The following is a 21,062-nucleotide window of genomic DNA, read 5'->3' on the forward strand; positions in this document are numbered from 1 at the left end:
TTCATGTATTCGCCTTCGATTTGGCGAGCTTGTAAGCATAATGAAGTTATCGCGGTTACGCCCGGGACGTCGGGCGTTTAACGCAGAAGAGCGGCTGGCTGCTCAGGGGGTTTGGCGAATCACACCCACCGCCAGGCCTTCGATCGCGAAATGTTTGTCACGCATGTCCACCTGAATAACATCAAACTCTTCATTTTCTGGAAGCAACTGCACCAGAGCCTGATTACCGCGGCGGCGGAAGCGTTTTACCGTTACTTCATCCTCGATCCTCGCAACGACGATCTGGCCATTGTGGACCTGGTCGGTGCGCTGAACCGCCAAAAGGTCACCATCGAGAATACCGGCATCTTTCATGCTCATGCCGTGAACCCGCAACAGGTAGTCGGCAGGGGGGTGAAAAAAGTCCGATGGCAGTTCGCAGTAGTCCTCAATATTTTCTTCGGCGAGGATTGGGTTGCCGGCGGCTACCCGGCCGATAATTGGCAGGCCCGGCTGGTGGCCAGGGATGCGGATTCCGCGCGATGCGCCGGCTACCATCTCGATGGCGCCCTTGCGGGCCAGGGCTTTCAGGTGTTCTTCGGCCGCGTTGGGTGAACGAAAGCCAAGCTCTTGCGCGATTTCGGCGCGGGTGGGGGGGTAGCCAGTATCGTCGAGATAGGATTTGATCAGTGCGAGTACCTGAGCCTGGCGCGCAGTGAGGTTGGTCATGGGGTTCACCTGCCTGATTGTTGTCTGTATTTATATACAGTTGCTGTGATTATATACAGAAAGCCCGGCAGCGCAAATTTGCCGATCACTCGCGTCACTCGCTTCACATGGGCCTCACCACTCGCGGGAGTGATCGCTGCCGTCGTCAGTCAGCTTTGTATGAGATTCTCCGTTCGTGGTTATTCGTTCTGTCTTCCTGTTCTTCATCGATACCGGTTGTGCCTGTTATGGGTATCAAGGGCGGGGTCAGGGTGAGATTCAAGTTGGGGATGCAGCTCGTGGATGAGAATCACATTGTCGGGCGTGATTGCGGCGCAAGCCTGGGGGGTATTCAGCGGCTACAAGGTTTGTGGAGAAGTGGCTGTATTGATTGCGCGAATCTGGACTGTTTCTGCTGGCAGCCTGTATTAATCAGGTTTTGAGTGATCGATAGGAGTGGTCCGGCGGCACAGTTGTTTGCAATTCCAGGCTCTCTGGGGGGGCAGCCGTTACCCAGCTTCGCTGGAAAGTCCGGAAGCCCCCTCAATAGCTCCCTCAATAGACCCCTCAATAGACCCTAACCTAGATAGCCCCACACAAGCCCTGTCACTGGGGCTCAAAAAGAGCTTTCATCGGTACCGGCGAAGCTTTCACCCTCGAGGCTGTCCAGTTGGCTCATGAAGTCGGGTCCGGGGGCGTCTGAGTCAGGGTCCTGTTCCCGGGCCGTGAGCCCGTAAGCCGCGTTGGCATCCTCGGGAGCGGCGGCGGCTGCCAGCGAGCGACTGATCCAGTCGCCAGGCTCTATCTCACCCACGGTACCGTCAAGGTACTGTACTTCAATGGTCTGTTGGAATTCGTCAATGGCGACGACTTCGAAGACTTCGCCACTATCCACGTCCTCGAACCAGCTGCCGATATCCGGTGTCATTTGTGTCATGACTTCCTGCCCCTGTTGTGTTTCCTCCAATCTAATGTCTGTTGCCTGAAGTCAGTAGCTGCGCGTGCTGGGGGGGAATGTGCTAACCTGCGCGAGTCGTCAAACAAGTGTTTTAATTGATGGTTTGAATTCCTATGACCCAGACTGATACCGTCGGCCGGATATTGGATGCGGCGGAAGTGCTGTTTGCAGAGCGGGGGTTTACTGAGACCTCCCTGCGCACCATAACCAGCACTGCCGGCGTGAATCTTGCGGCAGTCAACTATCACTTCGGCTCCAAGAAGGAATTGATCCAGGCGGTATTCGAGCGTTTTCTTACGCCCTTTACCCGCAGCCTGGTGGAAGAGCTCGATCGTCGTGAGGCCATGGATGAGCCTTTGAGCGCCGAGAGGCTGCTGGACAGCCTCTATCGGGTAGCCATGGCCAATCTGGAGCGGGAGGGAAGGAACCCGCAGCGATTCATGCGCCTACTGGGGCTCGCCTACACCCAGTCTCAGGGTCACCTGCGCCGATTTATCGTTTCTCGCTACGGCGACAGCTATCAGCGCTTCGCGGGCCTGCTTTCCAAGGCCTTGCCGGGCCTCGACCCGGTTACTTTCTATTGGCGCCTCTACTTTATGTTGGGCGCAACCATCTTTACCCTATCGAGCTTTGACGCCATTGAGGCTATCCTCAAGGAGGATTTTGGCGCGGAAAGCAGCCTCCAGGAAACCCTGGAGCGCCTGGTGCCCGCCGCTGCGGCGATGCTGCACGCGGATCTCTGAGGGCAGCCTTGCTCCGCCAGTAGTCAAAAGCGGTAATGCCTGTGAAAGCGTCGGCATGGTAGGCACCAAGGTGCGTGAGCGTAGAAGGTAAAAGACGTGCAAGACACGAGTGATACGAAAAGTTCGAGAGATCTGCAAGGTAAAGCCGGGGAGCAGGGTCTCGGCCCGGTAATGATCGACGTAGAGGGCATGGCACTGAGTGAAGAGGACCGGCGCCTGCTCCGCCACCCCATGGTGGGTGGGCTTATCCTCTTCAGCCGCAATTTCACTGACCGTCGGCAACTGGAATCGCTGGTGGCCGAGATTCGGGCCGAGCGCCACGGTATTCTCGTGGCGGTGGACCAGGAGGGGGGCAGGGTGCAGCGTTTCCGTGAGCAGGGCTTCACCCGCCTGCCATCGATGCAGAAACTGGCCCGGGCCGCCAATGATCGCCAACTGCGGGATGTGGGCTGGTTGCTGGCCTCGGAGCTTCTCACCGCCGGCATCGACTTCAGCTTTGCGCCGGTGCTGGATGCGGACGATGCACACTGTCGTATTGTCGGTGACCGCAGCTTTGCTAAAGACCCCGCAGCGGTGCTGCAAAAAGCCGGCCCGTTTATGGCAGGAATGCACGAGGCCGGCATGTCGACCACCGGCAAGCACTTCCCCGGTCATGGAAATGTACTCGAGGACAGCCACGAGGAGCTGCCCAAGGATGGGCGGGACCTGGACCGGGTGCTGGCCACCGACGCGGTGCCGTTTGCAGAGAGTATCCGTCGCGGTGAACTGGATGCGGTGATGCCCGCTCATATTCTCTTTAGCGAGGTTGACCCAAATCCCGTAGGCTTTTCAAAATTCTGGTTGCAGCGCGTGTTGCGGGGTCGGCTCGGTTTTGATGGGGTTGTCTTCAGCGATGACCTGTCAATGGAGGGGGCGGGTGCGGCAGGCGGCTACGGTGCCCGTATCAAGGCGGCCCTCACCGCCGGGTGTGACATGGGGATTGTCTGTAACAACCGCGCCGGGGTGCTCGAAGTGCTCGATGCTCTGCAGGGCTTCAGTATCGATACCGCTTCCGCGGCGCGGCTTGCCGGGATGCGGGGCAGACCAGTGATCCACTCATGGCAGTCCCTACAGCAGAGTGAACGCTGGCAGAAAACCCGCGACTGGTTGGCCGAGCTGACCGCCGCCGATTGAGCGCGGTTATTGCGCTCTTTAGGGGAGCGCGTTAAGGGAGCGCGTTGAGGGAGCGAGGAGGGAATTTGGAGGGAACCCGGGAGGGAGTCACGGAGAAAAGGGCGTAAAGCCGCACAGCAAGCTGTGGACAGGCCATTGACGCCGCAATGCAGGTTCTTGCCAGTGCCGTATGTACAGCTCTTTGACCATCCCTGAACTCTCGCCACTCAAGCAGCGAGAAACCTATCAGCTGAATAGGTATCAGAGATCAGCATCAGCCGGTTTTAAGCCAAGCAATTTGAATCAACCAAAGAAGTTTTTGGAGAAGTAATCCGTGCAAGCTTTCGAGGCTTTTAGACAACTGATGGTCGCCTGGGTCGGCGCCAATCAGTTCTGGATAGTGGTGATCTTTGCAATTGTGCTGGCCTCAGCACTGGGTGCCTGGTTTCTCCGGCGCTTCGTGCAGAAGCTGGAGCAGCGGGCCGCCACCACCGCAAACCCCTGGGACGATGCCCTTGTGGGCGCGCTGACCCCGCCGGGGCCGGTACTGATCTGGCTGCTGGGTCTGACGCTCGCCGCCGAGCGGGCTGGCCGGGCTACTGGTGCCGAGATATTCCAGCTGGCGACACCGGTCCGCGACGTGGGTGTGATTCTGGCTGTGACCTGGTTTGCGTGGCGCTTCTCGCACAAAGTGGAGTACAACCTGCGCGACCCGCGTTATATCGCCAAGCCAATGGATGCGACGACGGTTCGCGCATTGGGCAAGCTCGTGCGTGCATCCATTCTGATCACTTCGGCCATGGTGATCATGCAGTATTTCCAATATAGCGTGAGTGGGATTCTTGCGTTCGGGGGAATCGGCGGGCTTGCGGTCGGTTTCGCGGCCAAAGACCTGTTGGCCAACTTCTTTGGCGGTCTTATGGTGTACCTGGACCGGCCCTTTGCCGTGGGTGACTGGGTCCGCTCACCGGATAAGGAAATTGAGGGAACCGTCGAGGATATTGGCTGGCGGCTGACCCGAATCCGTACCTTTGATAAGCGTCCGCTCTATATTCCCAATAGCGTCTTCACGCAGATATCCGTGGAAAACCCATCGCGGATGCAAAACCGCAGAATCTTTGAGACTGTGGGCATCCGCTATGCGGATGCCCCGAAAATGGCGGCGATAGTGCAAGACGTCAAGGCCATGCTGCAACAGCACCCGGAAATTGACACCAATCAGACCCTGATCGTGAACTTCAACAGTTTCGCGCCTTCCTCATTGGATTTCTTTATTTATACCTTTACCAAGACCACCGAGTGGGTGCGCTATCACGAGATTAAACAGGATGTTTTACTCAAAGTGCTGGAGATTATCGAATCTCACGATGCCTCGTGTGCTTTCCCGACTTCCACGGTCCATATCGCGGAAATAGCCCAGCAGGAACGGGCGCTTGTGCGTGCTGACTGAGCTTAACGGAAGTAAATCACGGGTGTCGCGGGAGTACATGACAGGGAATGCAGGAATGGATGTCCGCGACCGTTGTGACAGCTTCAACAGTAATAGAACTTTTGTCCGCCACGGTTGACGAAAAATTGCGCGGAAGGCGCGTATTATAGGATTTATTTCGTTTAGAAACCTAGACACTGGCGTCAATTTATCTAAGAATCATTGCTGTACATCTAGTTGACTAGATGGACAGTGCAATAGAGCAGTCGAATGGCTGCCGAGGTTGGGGTGGCGTTTGTCGCTCTTCACCCACAGAGGTAACGCAGGGGGAGAGAGCTCAGCGCAATAACAATAATGAGGTTGGCTCAATGAGTGATCGCGTTACAGGTACCGTAAAGTGGTTTAATAATGCCCGGGGTTACGGATTTATTACCTGTGGAGAAGGTACCGAAGATATTTTTGTTCACTATCGCAGTATTCGCGGCGAAGGATACAAAACCCTGAATGAAGGGCAGGCCGTGGAGTTTGAAATGCAAAAAGGTGACAAGGGATTGTTGGCGGAAGATGTCGTTCCCTGCGAATGAGTCCCCGATAAAAATTCTTTGTAATTGCCACTCCCTCGAGGCGGTCGCCTAGCAGTCATACCTGCACTGCCAGGGGCTCCTCAGGAGCATAGGTACACCAAGGCGGGCCATTTGGCCCGCCTTTTTAATGTTCGCAGTTTAATACTCGTAAAAAACCTGGGGTTTTGTGGTTCTCACGAAGCACCGACTATGCGCAGCAGCTGACCGCAGAACCAGGCCGCATAGGTACCCAATGCGTAGCCAAAGACGGCAAGCAGTACCCCCACAGGCGCCAGTGCGGGGTGGAAGGCTGCGGCCACGACCGGCGCGGATGCCGCGCCACCCACATTGGCCTGGCTGCCGACCGCCATAAAGAAGGTGGGCGCCTTGATCAGCTTGGCTACCAGCAGCATCAGCCCTGCGTGAACACTCATCCAGATGACTCCGAGCACAAAGAGTTCGGGGCTGTCACGGAGCGCGGTGATATCCATATGGGTGCCGATCGTGGCCACCAGGAAGTAAATAAACACGGTGCCGATTCTGGATGCGCCAGCTCCTTCCAACTTGGAAGCCGGTGAAAACGCCATCGCCACCCCCAGAGTGGTGGCAATGATAATCAGCCAGAAGAACTGGCTGGTGAAGCTGAAGCGGGCCAGGTGCGGTGCGTTGGCCTGGAACCAGGGTGCCAGTTGATCCGCAAAGGCATGTGCAATGGCGGTCACCCCGAAACCTACCGCAGCGATCAGCATCAGGTCTGGCAGCGAGGGAATTCGGGAGTGCTTTTTCTGCAGTGTCTCGACTTTCTCGCGCAGTGTAGTAATAGCGCGGGTATCCGCACCGCGACGGGCGTCCAACTGCTTGGCATTACCGGCCATGATGAGCAGAACGGCCATCCAGATATTGGCGACGATCACATCGACCGCCACCATGGCGGAAAATATCTGATCGCCAACATCGAATATCTCCTTCATGGCGGTCTGGTTGGCACCGCCGCCGATCCAGCTGCCCGCCACCGTGGTCATGCCCCGCCAGACAGCGTCGGGCCCGCTGACATTGAGAATGCCTGGGTCAAAGGTGGCCATGATCATCAGCGCGATAGGGCCGCCAATCACGATACCCAGTGTCCCTGTCAGGAACATCACCAGTGCCTTGGGACCCAGATTGGCGATTGCCTTGAGGTCGATGCTGAGGGTCAGAAGAACGAGGCTTGCCGGCAGCAGATAGCGGGAGGCAACGTAGTAAAGGTTTGACTGTTTCGCATCGATGATGCCGAAGGTGGTGAGCAGTGAGGGTAGAAAATAGCAGAGCAGCAACGCGGGAACGAAGCGATAAAAGCGCTTCCAGAAGCGATGTTCACTGCCTGCTGTATAAAACACAAAGCCGAGGATGGCCGCTAGCATGCCGAGAATGATGGCGTCGTTAGTAATCATAAAACCGTCGTACGTCCTACTTATATTTCGTTATTTATGTGGCCCAAAGCCTGTTAAAGCTCAAAGACCGATACAGCCAGAAAGTCCAATGGAAAGTCGACCCGCTAGTTCAATGGAAAATCCAATGGACATTCAGAGTCTGACCAGAGCCGTACGCAGCACCGCTGCCTTTCGGCCCGGCACTGCTGGGGAAGCTCAGGGGGGTGACTGGTCCACTTCCTCCTCCGCCGGCTGCACAGTGCGTATCTCGATCAGCACGCCAAAGCGCGGGTGGTCCAGATAGTGCAGCTCACCGCTTTTCATGCGGCGTTCCTGTTGCAGCAGGGCGACATTCTGCACAGTGAGCGGAGGTTGAGGTTCATCGAACTCGGTCAAAGCGGGGGCCGTTATGGCCGCATCGGAAAACTCGCTATCGGCAGTAGCGATATCGGTAAAAACAGTACCGGTAAAGCTGGCATCAGAGCCAGTATTGATTGCTTGTGTGGAGACAGAGGGGGCTTCTGCCGCCTGCACCATCAGATCGACGGGTTCTGATGACGGGGCGGACGAGGGTCCGGTCTCTTTCACCGGGCGACGTGGCAGGGTGATGCCTCTTACAGCGTTGTCTGTGGCAACTGTGGTTGGCGCTGCCGGGTCCAGTTCGCTGAGCCATAGATTGGTGCTCAGGTGCAGGTAGCGGGCCACACTGAGGGTGACGCTCCCCTCCAGTTCATAATGCTCACCGAGTCGGTTGCCGCCGGTGAGCAGTATCGCGGGAGCATTGCGCTTGTTTTGCAGTACCTGTCGCCAGGCTTTATGGAACAGTACCTGCTGGCCGCGGGCGTCGCCAATCGCCGCCGCCTTGGCGTCCAACTGGGTCGGGGCCGGTTGCAGGAAGGGGCGGGGGCCGCTTTCATCCTCCTGCTTTTCCATTGGCTCCATGGTGTCGAAGTCCACCCACTGCCGGGGGTATTTCAGCCGTGGAGAGGCTGGCCAGTCTTCAGCGCTCTGCGCCATGCCGCTGTCGCGGCTGAAGACGATCATCTCGATTTCGAAGGTGGTGCCAGCGTAGTTTTTCGCCGCCGCAGCGGTGGAGGCCGAGGCGAGGACCAGTCCCGCCATTAGGTGCAGAAATCTTCTCATGGTGATACCACAGTGATCGTTATATTGCTGGTGCGGGCCTCGCGGGCCAACGGGAAGTCGAAGTCTATCATTGCGCCAACTGCTCCAACACTCCCGCCACCTGCGCCAGCCGTTCCTCCGGCCCGGATTCATCCAGGGCGAATGTCAGCAGGTTGGCGCCGGCCAGCTGGTACATGCCCGGCTGGTTCTGCACCAGCTTCACCAGGGTGAGCGGATCGACACTGGTGTTCTCTGAAAACTCCAGCCGTCCGCGGGCGGCGGAAGCCTCCAGCTTGCGGATGCCCATGGCGCTGGCCCTGAGTTTGATCTCGGTGGTTCGGAACAGGTACTTGAGCGGTTCCGGCAACAGTCCAAAGCGGTCAATCATCTCCACCTGCAGCTCGCGCAACTCGTCGCGGCTGGCGGCATTGGCGATGCGCTTGTACATGATCAGGCGGCCGTGCACATCGGGCAGGTAATCCTCCGGGATCAGCGCGGGCACCCTCAGGTTGACGTCCACCGTCGGCGATTCCAGTGGTTCGTCGATATTGGGGGTTCTGCCTTCGCGGATCGCCTTGACCGCACGGTCCAGCATCTCCATATACAGGTTGAAGCCGACACTCTGGATTTGACCGCTCTGTTCCTCGCCGAGCAGCTCGCCGGCTCCGCGGATCTCAAGGTCGTGAGTGGCCAGGGTGAAGCCGGCTCCCAGGTCCTGTGCTTCACTGATGGCCTCCAGACGCTTGATCGCGTCGCTGGTCATGGTGCGCTTGTTCGGGGTCAGCAGGTAGGCATAAGCCTGGTGGTGGGAGCGCCCCACGCGACCGCGCAACTGGTGCAGCTGCGCCAGTCCGAACTTGTCCGCTCGTTCAATCAAAATGGTGTTGGCAGTGGGCACATCGATACCGGTTTCGATGATGGTGGTACACACGAGCACATTGAAGCGCTTGTGATAGAAATCGCTCATCACCTGCTCAAGCTCGCGCTCACGCATCTGCCCATGCCCGACGGCGATGCGGGCCTCGGGCACCAGGGCCTCCAGCTCGCGGGCGATGCGCTCGATGCTCTTGACCTCGTTGTGCAGGAAGTAGACCTGACCGCCGCGCAGGATCTCGCGCAGGATCGCCTCCTTGATCAGCGCTTCGTCTCGTTGCCGCACAAAGGTCTTGACCGACAGGCGACGGGCCGGCGGTGTGGCAATGACCGACAGATCGCGGATGCCGGACATGGCCATATTCAAGGTGCGGGGGATCGGCGTGGCGGTGAGGGTCAGGATGTCCACCTCGGCCCGCAGGCTCTTGAGCCGTTCCTTCTGGCGAACCCCGAAGCGGTGTTCCTCATCGATAATGAGCAGTCCCAGATTTTTGAAGTCCAGGTCGCTCTGCAGCAGCTTGTGGGTGCCGACGAGGATATCCACTTTGCCGTTGGCGACCCGCTCTTTGACGCTGTCCACTTCCTTGCCGGAGCGGAAGCGGGAAATCACCTCCACATTGATTGGCCAGTCGGCGAAGCGGTCCTGCAATGACTGGTAGTGCTGCTGCGCCAGCAGGGTCGTTGGCACCAGCATGGCCACCTGTTTGCCCGCGTGGGCGGCCACGAAGGCGGCGCGCATGGCCACCTCGGTTTTGCCGAACCCCACATCCCCGCACACCAGGCGGTCCATGGGTTTCTTCGACAGCATATCGGCGACGACGGCCTCGATGGCCTGCTGCTGATCGGGTGTTTCCTCAAAGGGGAAGCCGGTGGCAAATTCCCGGTAGGCCAGCCCTGGATTGTCAAACGCGTGGCCAACCCGGGCTTCGCGCCTGGCGTAGATATCCAGCAGCTCAGCGGCGGCATCGCGCACTTTCTCCGCCGCTTTGCGTTTGGCCTTCTGCCACTGCTCGCTGCCCATTTTATGCAGCGGCGCCAGCGCCTCGTCGGCGCCGGAGTAGCGGCTGATCAGGTGCAGGCTCGCCACCGGCACGTACAGTTTTGCCTCGTCGGCGTATTCGAGGGTCAGGAACTCCGCCGGCTGGCCGTCAATGTCGAGGCTCTGCAGCCCCCGATAGCGGCCGACGCCGTGATCGATATGCACCACCGGCGAGCCGATATGCAGCTCGGCCAGGTTTTTGACCACGTTGTCGGCATCGTCCTTGGCTTTTTTGCGGCGGCGCTGTTGCATCACCCGCTCGCCGAACAGCTGCGGCTCGGCGATCACGCTGATATCCGGCGACTCCAGCCGCAGGCCCTGGTCGATGGGGGCCACGGCGATACCGTGGGTCATGTCGCCGTCGAGGAACTCTCTCCACGAGGCGCAAGGCGTCGGCGCCAGGCGGATACCCTGCAGCAGCTCCAGCAGTGCCTCTCGCCTGCCGCCGGATTCGGCGCAGAACAGAACCCGGCCGGAGTGCTCCATCAGGTAGGTTTCGAGAGTCGCAAGCGGCTGCTCCGATTTGCCGTCGATGGGCAGATTGGGGGGAGTCAGGGTGGCAAAGTTGTAGTTGCCCTCGGCAACCTCGAGGGTGCTGTCGGAAAAAATCGCCCGCGGCATGCCCTTGAGTGCGCTGTTGAACTCTTCCTGGCGCAGCAGAATCTTTGCCGGCTCGAGAATCGGGCGCGTCAGGTCGCCGCGGCGGCTCTCATAGCGGTTGTTGACCTCGCGCCAGAAACTCTCCACCGGCTTTTGAATATCACCCTGCAATAGTGCGGCACTGCCCTCGGGCAGATAGTCGAACAGGCTGGCGCTGTCGCCGCCGAAGAACAGCGGCAGATAGTATTCGATACCGGCCGGGGCGATGCCGGCGCTGATGTCCTGATAAATGGGCACATTGGCCGGGTCGCAGTTGAATGCCTCGTGCCAGTTGGCCAGAAAGCGGGACAGCGCGGCCTTGTGCAGGGGGAATTCGCGGGCCGGCAACAGCTGCACACTGTCCACGCGCTCCACCGTGCGCTGGGTTTCCGGATCGAAGGTACGTAGAGACTCGATTTCGTCATCAAACAGATCGATCCGGTAGGGCAGGGGGCTGCCCATGGGGAACAGGTCCATCAGGGCGCCGCGCACGGCGAATTCGCCGTGCTCGTAGACGGTATCCACACAGTGATAGCCGGCCTGTTCCAGGGCGCGCCGCTGCGCGTCCATATCGAAAGTCTGGCCTTCCTTAAGAAGCAGGGCGTTGCCGGAAATATAGCCCCGGGGCGCCAGCCTGTGCATCAGGGTGCTGACTGGCGCGATCACAACGCCACGGCGCATCCGTGGCAGGCGGTAGAGTGTCGACAGGCGATCCGAGATGATGTCCTGGTGCGGAGAGAAGGTGTCGTAAGGCAGGATTTCCCAGTCGGGGAACTGGATGATTTCCAGCTCCCCGGCCGCAGCCGAATCGCCTCCGGGGCCATCTGCCGCTCCGTCTGCCGGAGGCTCCCCATCTCGCGATCTTTTGTTAAAAAATTTCAGCTGCACCTCTAAACGGTGCGCTTCCTGACTGTCTCTGGCGACTAACAGTACCGGTGCGTCATGTCGCTGGGCGAGGCTCAGTGCAGTCAGTGCCGCCGCCGAGCCGTGCAGTTGTCCCCAGTGCTGGCGATCGGTGGCGGCGCGAAACTCAGGGGGGGATAGGGGGTTCAGTTCGGTCATCTTTGCCTTGTAATTCCGCGAGATTCCTCAAGGGAGGGGTGAGGGTGGGCTATTGTACCGGTGAACTGACACCGGCGCAGTCCCGCCCTCGTGCCGCTGCCGGCCGGCAGCCGATTCTGACGTGGGCGCCGGTGCCGCAATGGGGCGCTGCAGGGCGTAACTGGCAGGTAGTTTAACTACAATTTTCAGGTGTTTTTTTGCTCGGTTGCGCGGCCTTGAGGGAATACTGATAATGCGCCCCGACGCGGCCCGGCTGGGCCGGAATACCGCGTTGTTCCTGCCTATCCATCATATTGCAGAGGTGTCTGACAGTGACTCAGAAGCGACCCAAGCCCGCCGACTTTTTCAAGGACTGGAAAGAGCGCGAAGCGCTTGCTGAAGCCATGATTCCGATGATCGGCAAGCTCAACCGTGAGCGCAACGTCGGTATTTACATGTACGGTCGCAATCTGGTGAACCGTTCTGTGCTGAGCATCATGAAGGCACACCGCTTCGTGCGTCAGGTTGAGGAAAACGAGCTTTCTGAATTTGAAAGCTTCCCGGTACTCGAGGCCATCTGCAAGCTGGACCTGGGTCCGGTGCATATCGACCTCGGTACCCTGACCAATAAATACATGCGCGACGACCGCGGCCTGTCCGTGGACCAGTTTGTCAAAGAAGAGCTGGCCGATGCCGAAGGCGCCGGCACGCCGATTCCCAAGGCGCGCGACGTGGTCATCTATGGCTTTGGCCGCATTGGTCGCCTGGTGGCGCGCCTGCTGATTGAAAAGGCCGGCAGCGGCGATGTGCTGCGCCTGCGCGCGATCGTGCTGCGCAAGGGCAAGGCCGACAACGACCTGGTCAAGCGTGCGTCGCTGCTGCGGCGCGACTCCGTTCACGGCGCCTTCAAGGGTACGATTCGCGTGGACGAGGAGACCAACAGCCTGATCTGCAACGGCAACGAGATCAAGATCATCTACGCCAATACCCCCCAGGAGGTGGATTACACCGCGTACGGTATCGACGATGCGATTATCGTCGACAGCACCGGTGTGTGGCGCGATGAGGCTGGCCTGAGCCAGCACCTGGAGAGCAAGGGCGCTTCCAAGGTGATTCTGACCGCTCCCGGCAAGGGCGATATCAAGAATATCGTTTACGGCATCAACAACGACACCATCCAGCCGGAAGACAAGATCCTGTCCGCCGCCTCCTGCACCACCAATGCCATCGTGCCGGTGCTGAAAGCGATGATGGATGGCTTTGGTGTGGAGCACGGGCACGTGGAAACCGTGCACGCCTACACCAATGACCAGAACCTGATCGACAACTACCACAAGGGCGAGCGCCGTGGTCGCGCGGCAGCGCTGAACATGGTTCTTACCGAGACTGGCGCCGCCAAGGCCGTCTCCAAGGCCCTGCCGGAGCTGAAGGGCAAGCTGACTGGAAATGCGATTCGGGTCCCGACCCCGAACGTCTCCATGGCGATTCTGAACCTGCGCCTGGGTCGGGAGACCACCAAGGAAGAGGTCAACGATTACATGCGCGAAGTGGCGCTGCACTCGCCGCTGCGCCAGCAGATCGACTACACCAACTCCCCGGAAGTGGTGTCCAGTGACTTTGTCGGCTCGCGCCGCGCCTGCGTGTTTGATTCCACCGCCACGATCGTCGAGGAAGACAATGCGGTCCTCTACTGCTGGTACGACAATGAGTTCGGTTACAGCTGTCAGGTGGTTCGTTGTCTCGAGGATATGGCGGGCGTCAACTACGCGCTGTTCCCGAAAAAAGACTGATCTCCCGCTCCGGGAGCTCCGGGGCTGGCGGCCGCTCAGGTCGCCGACCCTCCGGTCCCCGGCCCGCCAGTGGCGGGGCCGGGTCTCTTCCAAACCCGCCATTACTTCCCCAACTTGCTGTTTTTTCAGCGAAAAACCCTCCCTAATCGGCCATTTCGTCCGCTCTCGCTCTGGTAATGCCATGGGGGCGTATTTATAATGCGCGCGATTTTGTGGGGCCGCCGTGCGCCAAAGAAGTGCTAATCCTTCTGCCCGGTTCGGGCTTTGCGGTTTAAGACCTCGCGTGACAGAAATTCCCGGGTATGCCCGATCTGGGCTGGACAGGGTTCACCTGAGCCGGCCAGTGGAGTGGTATGCCCACTGCTTTTCAAACTAGAAACTTAGGCATAGGCGTATGAGAAAGATCCGTCGGGGATTGGATTTACCCATATCCGGCGCGCCCAAGCAGGCCATTCAGGATGGCCCTGCGCTCAAGACCGTCGCTGTGCTCGGCCCCGATTATCACGGGATGAAGCCGACCATGGCGGTGGCTGAGGGGGATCGCGTCAAACTCGGTCAGCTGCTGTTTACCGATAAGAAGACCGAAGGCGTCCGTTACACGGCGCCGGCGTCTGGTCGTATCGCGGCAATCAATCGCGGTGCGCGCCGTGTTCTGCAGTCCGTCGTTATCGAGATCGATGGTGACGAGGCGGAGGAGTTCAGCTCCTACAGCGCAGACCAGCTCGGCGGTCTGAGCGCAGAGCAGGTGCGTGAAAACCTGATTCAGTCCGGTCTCTGGACCGCACTGCGCACCCGCCCGTTCAGCAAGGTGCCGGCACTGGATGCCGAGCCCGAAGCGATCTTCATTAACGCCATGGATACCAATCCGCTGGCTGCTGATCCCGCGCTGATCATCGCTGAGCAGCGCGAGGCCTTCGAGCAGGGCGTGCTGGTCCTGTCGCGCTTGGCAGATACCACTTTTGTATGCAGCGCGCCGGATGCCGATATCCCGCTCCCGAGTGCCGCCGGCATCCGTCAGGAAACCTTCGCCGGTCCGCACCCCGCAGGCCTGTCTGGTACCCATATCCACTACCTGCGCCCGATCAAGGCCGGTCGTGTGGTCTGGACCATCGGCTACCAGGACGTGATCGCGGTGGGCAAGCTGTTCACTAGCGGTCGTCTGTTTACTGATCGCGTGGTTGCCCTGGCTGGCCCCCGGGTCAAGAATCCTCGTCTGCTGCGCACCCGTCTCGGCGCCGACCTCAATGCGCTGACCGCCGGCGAGCTTGAAGGCGATGACAACCGCATCGTTTCCGGTTCTGTGTTTGGTGGCCGCACCGCCGCGGGACCGCTGGCCTTCCTGGGCCGTTATCACAACCAGGTTTCCGTATTGGAAGAGGGCAATGAGCGTCCGTTCCTGCACTACCTGCGTGCGGGTAACAACCGTTTCTCCGTATTCCCCATCTATATTTCGCGTCTGTTCAAGGGCAAGAAGTTCGACTTCACCACCAGCACCAATGGCTCCGAGCGCGCTATGGTTCCGGTGGGTACCTACGAGCAGGTGATGCCGCTGGACATTCTGCCGACTCAGCTGCTGCGTTCCCTGATCGTTGGGGATACCGCAACCGCCCAACAACTGGGTGCTCTGGAGCTGGACGAAGAAGATCTGGCGCTTTGCACCTTCGTGTGCCCCGGCAAGTACGAGTACGGCCCCATTTTGCGGGACAACCTGACCCGTATTGAGAAGGAGGGTTAAGGATGCTGCGCAAATATCTAGATTCCATCGAGCCGCATTTCCACAAGGGCGGCAAGTTCGAAAAGTTTTATGCTCTCTACGAGGCGATTGACACCGGCCTGTTCCAGCCTGCCGATCGCACCAAGACCACATCTCATGTGCGCGACGGCATCGACCTGAAGCGCATCATGATCACCGTGTGGGCCTGTGCCATGCTGGCGGCTTTCTACGGTATGTGGAATATCGGCTATCAGGCCAACCTGATCATCGCTGATATGGGTACCACCGAGTTTGATGGCTGGCGCCATGCGATCATTGGCGCGCTGACCAGCTACAACTCCGCCAGCCTGTGGGACAACTTCGTCTACGGCGCCATGTACTTCCTGCCGATTTACGCCGTCACGTTTATCGTCGGTGGCATCTGGGAAGTGCTGTTTGCCGCGGTTCGCGGTCATGAGGTGAACGAGGGCTTCTTCGTAACCTCGATCCTGTTTGCCCTGACCTGTCCGCCGGACATGCCCCTGTGGCTGGTTGCCATCGGCATCAGCTTCGGTGTGGTGATCGGCAAGGAAGTGTTTGGCGGTACCGGCAAGAACTTCCTCAACCCGGCGCTGGCTGGTCGTGCGTTCCTGTATTTCGCCTATCCCGCGTATATCTCCGGCGATGCCGTGTGGACTGCCGTTGATGGCTACACCGGAGCCACCGCTCTGTCTGCGATGGCCAGCGAAGGCGTGCAGAACGGTGTGGTTAACGCCGCAACCGGCCAGCTCACCTGGCTCGACGCCTTCCTCGGCAATATGCAGGGCTCCATCGGTGAGACTTCCGCTCTGGTGATCTTTATCGCCGGTGCCATCCTGATGATCATGAAGATCGCCAACTGGCGTATCGTGGCCGGCACACTGCTGGGCATGATGGCCACCGCGACTCTGTTCAACTTCGTCGGTTCCGAAACCAACCCGATGTTCGCAGTGCCCTGGTACTGGCACCTGGTGGTGGGTGGCTTCGCCTTCGGCCTGATCTTTATGACCACCGAGCCGGTGTCCGGTGCCATGACTCAGGCGAGCCGCTGGTACTACGGCATCCTCATTGGTGTGATGACAGTCCTGATCCGCGTGGTGAACCCGGCATTCCCGGAGGGCATCATGCTGGCGATCCTGTTCGCCAACCTGTTCGCACCGCTGCTCGACCACTTTGTGGTGCAGTCTCATATCAAACGGAGGGTGGCACGTGGCTAACAAAGATTCCGTCAAGGGAACACTGCTGGTAGCACTGGTACTGTGCATCGTGTGTTCCGTATTTGTCTCCACGGCTGCGGTGCTGCTGAAGCCGATGCAGGAGTCCAATGCCGAACTGGACATGAAGCGCAACGTGCTCATGGCCGGTGGTCTGCTGGAACCGGGCAATACCGGCCGCAGCGCGGTGGAAAAGGCTTTTGCCAACGTCAAAATCCGCTATGTGGACCTGAGCACCGGCACCTTTACCGATGAGGCGCCGGCAGGTGGCAGCGGGCGCGCGGCGTCAAAGATCGCTTCCGCCAGCGAGAAGCTGGAGCCCCAGCAGGACATCGCCAAGATCATCCGTCGCGAAAACGTGAAGGAAGTTTATCTGGTCGAGCGCGATGGCAAGCTGGAGAAGATCATCCTGCCGGTGCGCGGTTATGGTCTCTGGGGCCAGCTGTACGGCTTCCTCGCCCTGCAGGCCGACCTGAACACCGTCGCCGGCCTTGGCTTCTACGAGCACAAGGAAACCCCCGGGCTCGGTGGTGAGGTCGATAACCCCAACTGGAAAGCCCAGTGGATCAACAAAAATGCCTACGACGATGCCGGCGAAGTCGCCATCACTCTCATCAAGGGCAGTGTTGATCCCAACAGTCCCAAGGCTAAGTATCAGGTGGATGGTTTGTCCGGTGCTACGCTCACCAGCAAGGGCGTGGACAACCTGGTTAAATTCTGGCTCGGCAGCGAAGGCTTTGGTCCCTTCCTGAAGAACCTTAGAGCAGGGGAGGCGTAAGCATGAAAGTTAAAGATACTCTGCTGGAACCGATTTTTAACAATAACCCCATTGCGCTGCAGATCCTCGGCATCTGTTCCGCGCTGGCGGTCACCAGCTCCATGCAGGTCACCCTGGTCATGTGCGTTGCACTGACCGTGGTGGTTGCCTGCTCCAACGTGCTGGTATCGCTGATTCGCAGCCAGATCCCCAACAGCATCCGCATTATCGTGCAGATGACCGTGATTGCCTCTCTGGTAATCCTGGTGGATCAGGTGATCAAGGCCCTGGCTTACGACATCTCCAAGCAGCTGTCGGTATTCGTTGGCCTGATTATCACCAACTGTATCGTGATGGGCCGCGCCGAGGCCTTCGCCATGAAGAACGGCCCGGTGGCCAGCTTCTTCGACGGCGTGGGTAATGGTCTTGGTTACAGTGTCATCCTGATCGCCCTGGCATTCATCCGCGAGCTGTTCGGTGCCGGCAAGCTGTTTGGTATCGAGATCCTGAAAACCGTCAACAACGGTGGATGGTACGAGCCTAACGGCATGCTGCTGCTGCCGCCGAGTGCTTTCTTCCTGATCGGCCTGTTTATCTGGGCGATCCGTACCTGGAAGCCTGCCCAGGTGGAAGAGGACGAGTTCAAGATTGCGCACAATACCAAAGCGCAGGAGGCCTAAGTCGTGGAACATTATATTTCTCTGATTATCCGCGCAGTGTTCGTCGAGAACATGGCGCTGGCCTTCTTCCTCGGTATGTGTACCTTCCTGGCGGTTTCCAAGAAGGTTGAGGCGGCCATCGGCCTTGGTGTTGCGGTCATTTTCGTACTGACCCTCACAGTGCCGGTCAACAACCTCATCTACACCTACCTGCTGAAGGATGGTGCCCTGGCATGGGCCGGTTATCCAGACGTGGACCTGAGCTTCCTCGGGCTGCTGTCCTATATCGGCGTGATTGCCGCGCTGGTACAGATCCTGGAGATGTTCCTGGATAAATACGTACCGGCCCTCTACAACGCCCTGGGTGTATTCCTGCCGCTGATCACAGTGAACTGCGCCATCATGGGTGCCTCACTGTTCATGGTGGAGCGCGAGTACAACTTTGGTGAGAGCGTGGCCTACGGTTTCGGTGCTGGCGTCGGCTGGGCACTGGCCATCGCCGCACTTGCCGGTATCCGCGAAAAACTCAAGTACAGTGATGTGCCGAATGGCCTGAAGGGCCTGGGTATCACCTTTATCACCGTTGGCCTGATGTCGCTTGGCTTCATGTCCTTCGGCGGTATCGATATCTAAGCGGGGGAGCGCAATAGCATGAATTTGGAAATTATTCTCGGCGTTGCGATGTTCACCATCATCGTACTGGCGCTGGTGGTGGTGATTCTCGCCGCCCGTTCGCGCCTGGTGAATACCGGTGACGTCAATATTCTGGTTAACGGTGAGAAAACTCTCACCGTCCCCGCCGGCGGCAAGCTGCTGCAAACCCTGGCGTCCAACAACCTGTTCCTGGCCTCTGCCTGTGGTGGCGGCGGCAGCTGTGCGCAGTGCGTGTGTAAGGTGGTTTCCGGCGGCGGCGATATGCTGCCGACCGAAGCCGCACACTTCACTCCGCGCGAAGCCAAAGAGGGCAAGCGTCTGTCCTGTCAGGTTGCGGTAAAACAGGACATGGAAATCGAGGTGCCCGAAGAGGTGTTCGGTGTGAAGCAGTGGGAGTGCACTGTGGAATCCAACCCGAACGTTGCCACCTTCATTAAAGAGCTGACTCTGAAGCTGCCGGAGGGGGAGAACGTCGACTTCCGTGCTGGTGGTTACGTACAGCTCGAGGCGCCGGCCCACCATGTGAAATTCTCCGATTTCGATATCGAAGAGCAGTACCGCGGCGACTGGGAGCATTTCGGCTTCTTCAACCTGGAATCCAAAGTGACCGAGCCGGTGGTTCGCGCCTATTCCATGGCCAACTATCCGGAAGAAAAGGGTGTTGTGAAGTTCAACATCCGCATCGCCACACCGCCGCCCCGTACCGAGGGTGTGCCCCCGGGGCAGATGTCTTCCTATGTGTTCAGCCTCAAGCCGGGTGACAAGATCCGCGTTTACGGACCCTTCGGTGAGTTCTTCGCCAAGGAAACCGACAACGAAATGGTCTTTATCGGTGGTGGTGCCGGTATGGCGCCGATGCGTTCGCACATCTTCGACCAGCTGAAGCGCCTGAACTCCAAGCGCAAGATCAGCTTCTGGTACGGCGCGCGCTCACTGCGTGAAATGTTCTACGAGGACGACTACAACGGCCTGCAGGAAGAGTTTGATAACTTCCAGTGGCACGTCGCCCTGTCGGACCCCCAGCCCGAGGACAACTGGACAGGCTACACCGGCTTTATCCACAACGTGGTTTACGAGAACTACCTCAAGGATCACCCGGCGCCGGAAGACTGTGAGTACTATATGTGCGGCCCGCCCATGATGAACGCCGCAGTGATCAACATGCTGAAGGATCTGGGTGTTGAAGACGACAACATCCTGTTGGATGACTTCGGCGGCTGATCACAGTGACTAGTCTGCTCGACTCAAAACGAGTGCCGACAACAACAAAAACAGGGCCCGTATCCCGGGCCCTGTTTTTGTTTTTCGGGCTGCTGTTTTTTATTTTCACCAGCGCCTGCACGCCCCGAGAGGATGTGTGGCGCCTTAGTGGCCCCACCATGGGTACCCGCTACCACATCACCGTGGTGAATCCATCGGCGTCTGTCAGCGAGGAGGCCCTCCAGCAGGCCATCGAGGCGGAACTTGCGGCGGTCAACAGGGAGATGTCCACTTATATTGCGGACTCCGAGTTGATGCTGTTTAACCGCGGCGCGGTGGGCGAGGCGCTGCCCGTGAGCAAGCATCTGGCGGACGTTGTGGCTCTGTCGCTGGATATCTACCGCCGCAGTGGCGGCGCCTTTGATATTACCGTGGGGCCGCTGGTCAACCTGTGGGGCTTCGGCCCGCAGGCGCAGCCGGAGACTATCCCCGGTGATGATGAGCTTGCCGGGCTATTGCAAGTCCTGGGCTCCGATGCCCTGCAACTGACGCGCAAGCCGGATCGGCTGATGCGCCAGCGTGCGGTGGAGCTGGATCTCTCGGCAATCGCCAAGGGCCACGGTGTCGATCGCGTGGCGGCCCTGCTGGAGAGCCGGGGCATCGGCAATTACCTGGTGGAAATTGGCGGAGAGCTGCGCACTCTGGGTGTGAACCCCAGTGGCGGCAAGTGGCGCATCGGCATCGAAAAGCCGGTGGCGGCGGGCAGCGTGGTGCAGATTCCCGTTGAAATCAGTGGCTATGCCATGGCCACCAGCGGTGATTACCGCAATTACTACGAGCGCGATGGGGTACGCTATGCCCATAGCATTGACCCGCGCAATGGCCGCCCGCTGCGCCATCGGCTGGCGTCGGTGACGGTGATCGCCGACAGCTGTGCGGAAGCTGACGGACTGGCCACAGCCTTCAATGTTTTGGGCGCCGAGGCCGCGCTAGAATGGGCGGAGCGGGAAGGCATCGCCGTTTATATGCTGGTGAAGACGGACAATGGTTTCGAGCCCGTCGCCAGCAGCGCCTTCCAACCGTTTTTAGAGAGGTCCAAGAAGTGATTATTTATGTTTTTGCGTTTATCGCCGTCGCTCTGGTGATTACCGGCATGGCCCTGGGGGCCATCATCCAGAACAAGCCTCTCAAGGGCAGCTGCGGCGGACTAAACAATATTGGCATGAAGCAGGATTGCGCCATCTGCGGTGGCGACGATGACGAGTGCCGCAAGGAGCAGGAGCGTCAGGAGCGCCTGGCCCAGTCGGCGGATCTCGCCTACGACGCAAGCAAGCGCCAGTAAGTTCCAGTCAGCTAAAGAACAAACACGTCAGGAAGACAATCATTCAGAAATAGTCAGAA

General features: G+C 59.0%; 18 protein-coding genes. 13 read left to right on the top strand and 5 right to left on the bottom strand.

The window, feature by feature from the left end:
- Positions 1-102: 102 nt before the first annotated feature.
- The gene (gene lexA, locus ABEA58_RS00145; RefSeq protein ID WP_345547666.1) at positions 103-708 is read right to left on the bottom strand and encodes a transcriptional repressor LexA; all 606 of its coding nucleotides are present in this window, start codon (positions 706-708) and stop codon (positions 103-105) included.
- 595 nt (positions 709-1,303) lie between these two features.
- Positions 1,304-1,624 carry a DUF6763 family protein gene (locus ABEA58_RS00150; protein ID WP_345547667.1) on the bottom strand — a complete coding sequence of 107 codons (321 nt, stop codon included), beginning with the start codon at positions 1,622-1,624 and terminating at the stop codon, positions 1,304-1,306.
- A gap of 134 nt (positions 1,625-1,758) precedes the next feature.
- On the opposite strand from ABEA58_RS00150, the gene ABEA58_RS00155 reads away from it, so the two are divergent.
- The 4 genes from ABEA58_RS00155 to ABEA58_RS00170 all read left to right on the top strand — a co-directional run bounded on the left by ABEA58_RS00155 (position 1,759) and on the right by ABEA58_RS00170 (position 5,553).
- Complete coding sequence (locus ABEA58_RS00155; protein WP_425563498.1) at positions 1,759-2,388, top strand: TetR/AcrR family transcriptional regulator; 630 nt, start codon at positions 1,759-1,761, stop codon at positions 2,386-2,388.
- A gap of 96 nt (positions 2,389-2,484) precedes the next feature.
- Positions 2,485-3,561, top strand: a complete 1,077-nt coding sequence (nagZ, locus tag ABEA58_RS00160) for a beta-N-acetylhexosaminidase (RefSeq protein ID WP_345547669.1) — start codon at positions 2,485-2,487, stop codon at positions 3,559-3,561.
- A 313-nt stretch (positions 3,562-3,874) separates the two neighbouring features.
- Complete coding sequence (locus tag ABEA58_RS00165) at positions 3,875-4,990, top strand: mechanosensitive ion channel domain-containing protein (RefSeq protein ID WP_425563499.1); 1,116 nt, start codon at positions 3,875-3,877, stop codon at positions 4,988-4,990.
- A gap of 347 nt (positions 4,991-5,337) precedes the next feature.
- Positions 5,338-5,553: a cold-shock protein gene (locus ABEA58_RS00170; RefSeq protein ID WP_067081471.1), complete on the top strand. Its 216-nt coding sequence runs from the start codon at positions 5,338-5,340 to the stop codon at positions 5,551-5,553.
- Between the two features lie 173 nt (positions 5,554-5,726).
- On the opposite strand, the gene ABEA58_RS00175 is transcribed toward ABEA58_RS00170, so the two are convergent.
- From ABEA58_RS00175 to mfd, 3 genes are all read right to left on the bottom strand, one after another.
- Complete coding sequence (locus tag ABEA58_RS00175) at positions 5,727-6,962, bottom strand: DUF819 family protein (RefSeq protein WP_345547674.1); 1,236 nt, start codon at positions 6,960-6,962, stop codon at positions 5,727-5,729.
- A 195-nt stretch (positions 6,963-7,157) separates the two neighbouring features.
- Entirely contained in the window at positions 7,158-8,084 is a 927-nt protein-coding gene (locus ABEA58_RS00180; RefSeq protein ID WP_345547676.1) for a CsiV family protein, read from the bottom strand.
- Positions 8,085-8,151: 67 nt separating this feature from the next.
- Positions 8,152-11,676 (bottom strand): transcription-repair coupling factor, encoded by a 3,525-nt coding sequence (mfd, locus tag ABEA58_RS00185; protein ID WP_345547678.1) that lies wholly within the window; start codon positions 11,674-11,676, stop codon positions 8,152-8,154.
- A gap of 383 nt (positions 11,677-12,059) precedes the next feature.
- Between mfd and ABEA58_RS00190 the strand changes: the two genes are divergently transcribed.
- From ABEA58_RS00190 to nqrM, 9 genes are all read left to right on the top strand, one after another.
- Positions 12,060-13,445 carry a glyceraldehyde-3-phosphate dehydrogenase gene (locus tag ABEA58_RS00190; RefSeq protein ID WP_425563500.1) on the top strand — a complete coding sequence of 462 codons (1,386 nt, stop codon included), beginning with the start codon at positions 12,060-12,062 and terminating at the stop codon, positions 13,443-13,445.
- A gap of 394 nt (positions 13,446-13,839) precedes the next feature.
- The gene (locus ABEA58_RS00195; RefSeq protein WP_345547680.1) at positions 13,840-15,180 is read left to right on the top strand and encodes a Na(+)-translocating NADH-quinone reductase subunit A; all 1,341 of its coding nucleotides are present in this window, start codon (positions 13,840-13,842) and stop codon (positions 15,178-15,180) included.
- 2 nt (positions 15,181-15,182) lie between these two features.
- A complete protein-coding gene (locus tag ABEA58_RS00200) occupies positions 15,183-16,394 on the top strand; it encodes an NADH:ubiquinone reductase (Na(+)-transporting) subunit B (RefSeq protein WP_345547682.1) in 1,212 nt (403 codons plus the stop codon).
- Positions 16,387-17,169, top strand: a complete 783-nt coding sequence (locus ABEA58_RS00205) for a Na(+)-translocating NADH-quinone reductase subunit C (RefSeq protein WP_345547684.1) — start codon at positions 16,387-16,389, stop codon at positions 17,167-17,169. Before ABEA58_RS00200 ends, ABEA58_RS00205 begins: the two co-directional genes overlap by 8 nt.
- 2 nt (positions 17,170-17,171) lie before the next feature.
- A complete protein-coding gene (locus ABEA58_RS00210; RefSeq protein WP_345547686.1) occupies positions 17,172-17,828 on the top strand; it encodes an NADH:ubiquinone reductase (Na(+)-transporting) subunit D in 657 nt (218 codons plus the stop codon).
- Between the two features lie 3 nt (positions 17,829-17,831).
- Positions 17,832-18,440, top strand: coding sequence for an NADH:ubiquinone reductase (Na(+)-transporting) subunit E (gene nqrE, locus ABEA58_RS00215; protein ID WP_345547687.1), 609 nt, complete (start codon positions 17,832-17,834; stop codon positions 18,438-18,440).
- 18 nt (positions 18,441-18,458) lie between these two features.
- Complete coding sequence (nqrF, locus tag ABEA58_RS00220) at positions 18,459-19,682, top strand: NADH:ubiquinone reductase (Na(+)-transporting) subunit F (protein WP_345547688.1); 1,224 nt, start codon at positions 18,459-18,461, stop codon at positions 19,680-19,682.
- A 134-nt stretch (positions 19,683-19,816) separates the two neighbouring features.
- Positions 19,817-20,767, top strand: a complete 951-nt coding sequence (locus tag ABEA58_RS00225; protein ID WP_345547690.1) for an FAD:protein FMN transferase — start codon at positions 19,817-19,819, stop codon at positions 20,765-20,767.
- Positions 20,764-21,003 carry a (Na+)-NQR maturation NqrM gene (nqrM, locus tag ABEA58_RS00230; RefSeq protein WP_345547692.1) on the top strand — a complete coding sequence of 80 codons (240 nt, stop codon included), beginning with the start codon at positions 20,764-20,766 and terminating at the stop codon, positions 21,001-21,003. The genes ABEA58_RS00225 and nqrM overlap by 4 nt, the downstream gene beginning before the upstream one ends.
- The last annotated feature ends 59 nt before the right edge of the window (positions 21,004-21,062 follow it).

It is taken from the genome of Microbulbifer aestuariivivens (assembly GCF_039545115.1).
In the GTDB taxonomy this organism is placed as follows: domain Bacteria; phylum Pseudomonadota; class Gammaproteobacteria; order Pseudomonadales; family Cellvibrionaceae; genus Microbulbifer; species Microbulbifer aestuariivivens.

Bases quoted from the DNA above. Each gene is read 5' to 3' on its own strand.
- lexA (WP_345547666.1), bottom strand. From the start codon at position 708: ATGACCAACCTCACTGCGCGCCAGGCTCAGGTACTCGCACTGATCAAA.
- ABEA58_RS00150 (WP_345547667.1), bottom strand. From the start codon at position 1,624: ATGACACAAATGACACCGGATATCGGCAGCTGGTTCGAGGACGTGGAT.
- ABEA58_RS00155 (WP_425563498.1), top strand. From the start codon at position 1,759: ATGACCCAGACTGATACCGTCGGCCGGATATTGGATGCGGCGGAAGTG.
- ABEA58_RS00170 (WP_067081471.1), top strand. From the start codon at position 5,338: ATGAGTGATCGCGTTACAGGTACCGTAAAGTGGTTTAATAATGCCCGG.
- ABEA58_RS00175 (WP_345547674.1), bottom strand. From the start codon at position 6,962: ATGATTACTAACGACGCCATCATTCTCGGCATGCTAGCGGCCATCCTC.
- ABEA58_RS00180 (WP_345547676.1), bottom strand. From the start codon at position 8,084: ATGAGAAGATTTCTGCACCTAATGGCGGGACTGGTCCTCGCCTCGGCC.
- mfd (WP_345547678.1), bottom strand. From the start codon at position 11,676: ATGACCGAACTGAACCCCCTATCCCCCCCTGAGTTTCGCGCCGCCACC.
- ABEA58_RS00190 (WP_425563500.1), top strand. From the start codon at position 12,060: ATGATTCCGATGATCGGCAAGCTCAACCGTGAGCGCAACGTCGGTATT.
- ABEA58_RS00195 (WP_345547680.1), top strand. From the start codon at position 13,840: ATGAGAAAGATCCGTCGGGGATTGGATTTACCCATATCCGGCGCGCCC.
- ABEA58_RS00200 (WP_345547682.1), top strand. From the start codon at position 15,183: ATGCTGCGCAAATATCTAGATTCCATCGAGCCGCATTTCCACAAGGGC.
- ABEA58_RS00210 (WP_345547686.1), top strand. From the start codon at position 17,172: ATGAAAGTTAAAGATACTCTGCTGGAACCGATTTTTAACAATAACCCC.
- nqrF (WP_345547688.1), top strand. From the start codon at position 18,459: ATGAATTTGGAAATTATTCTCGGCGTTGCGATGTTCACCATCATCGTA.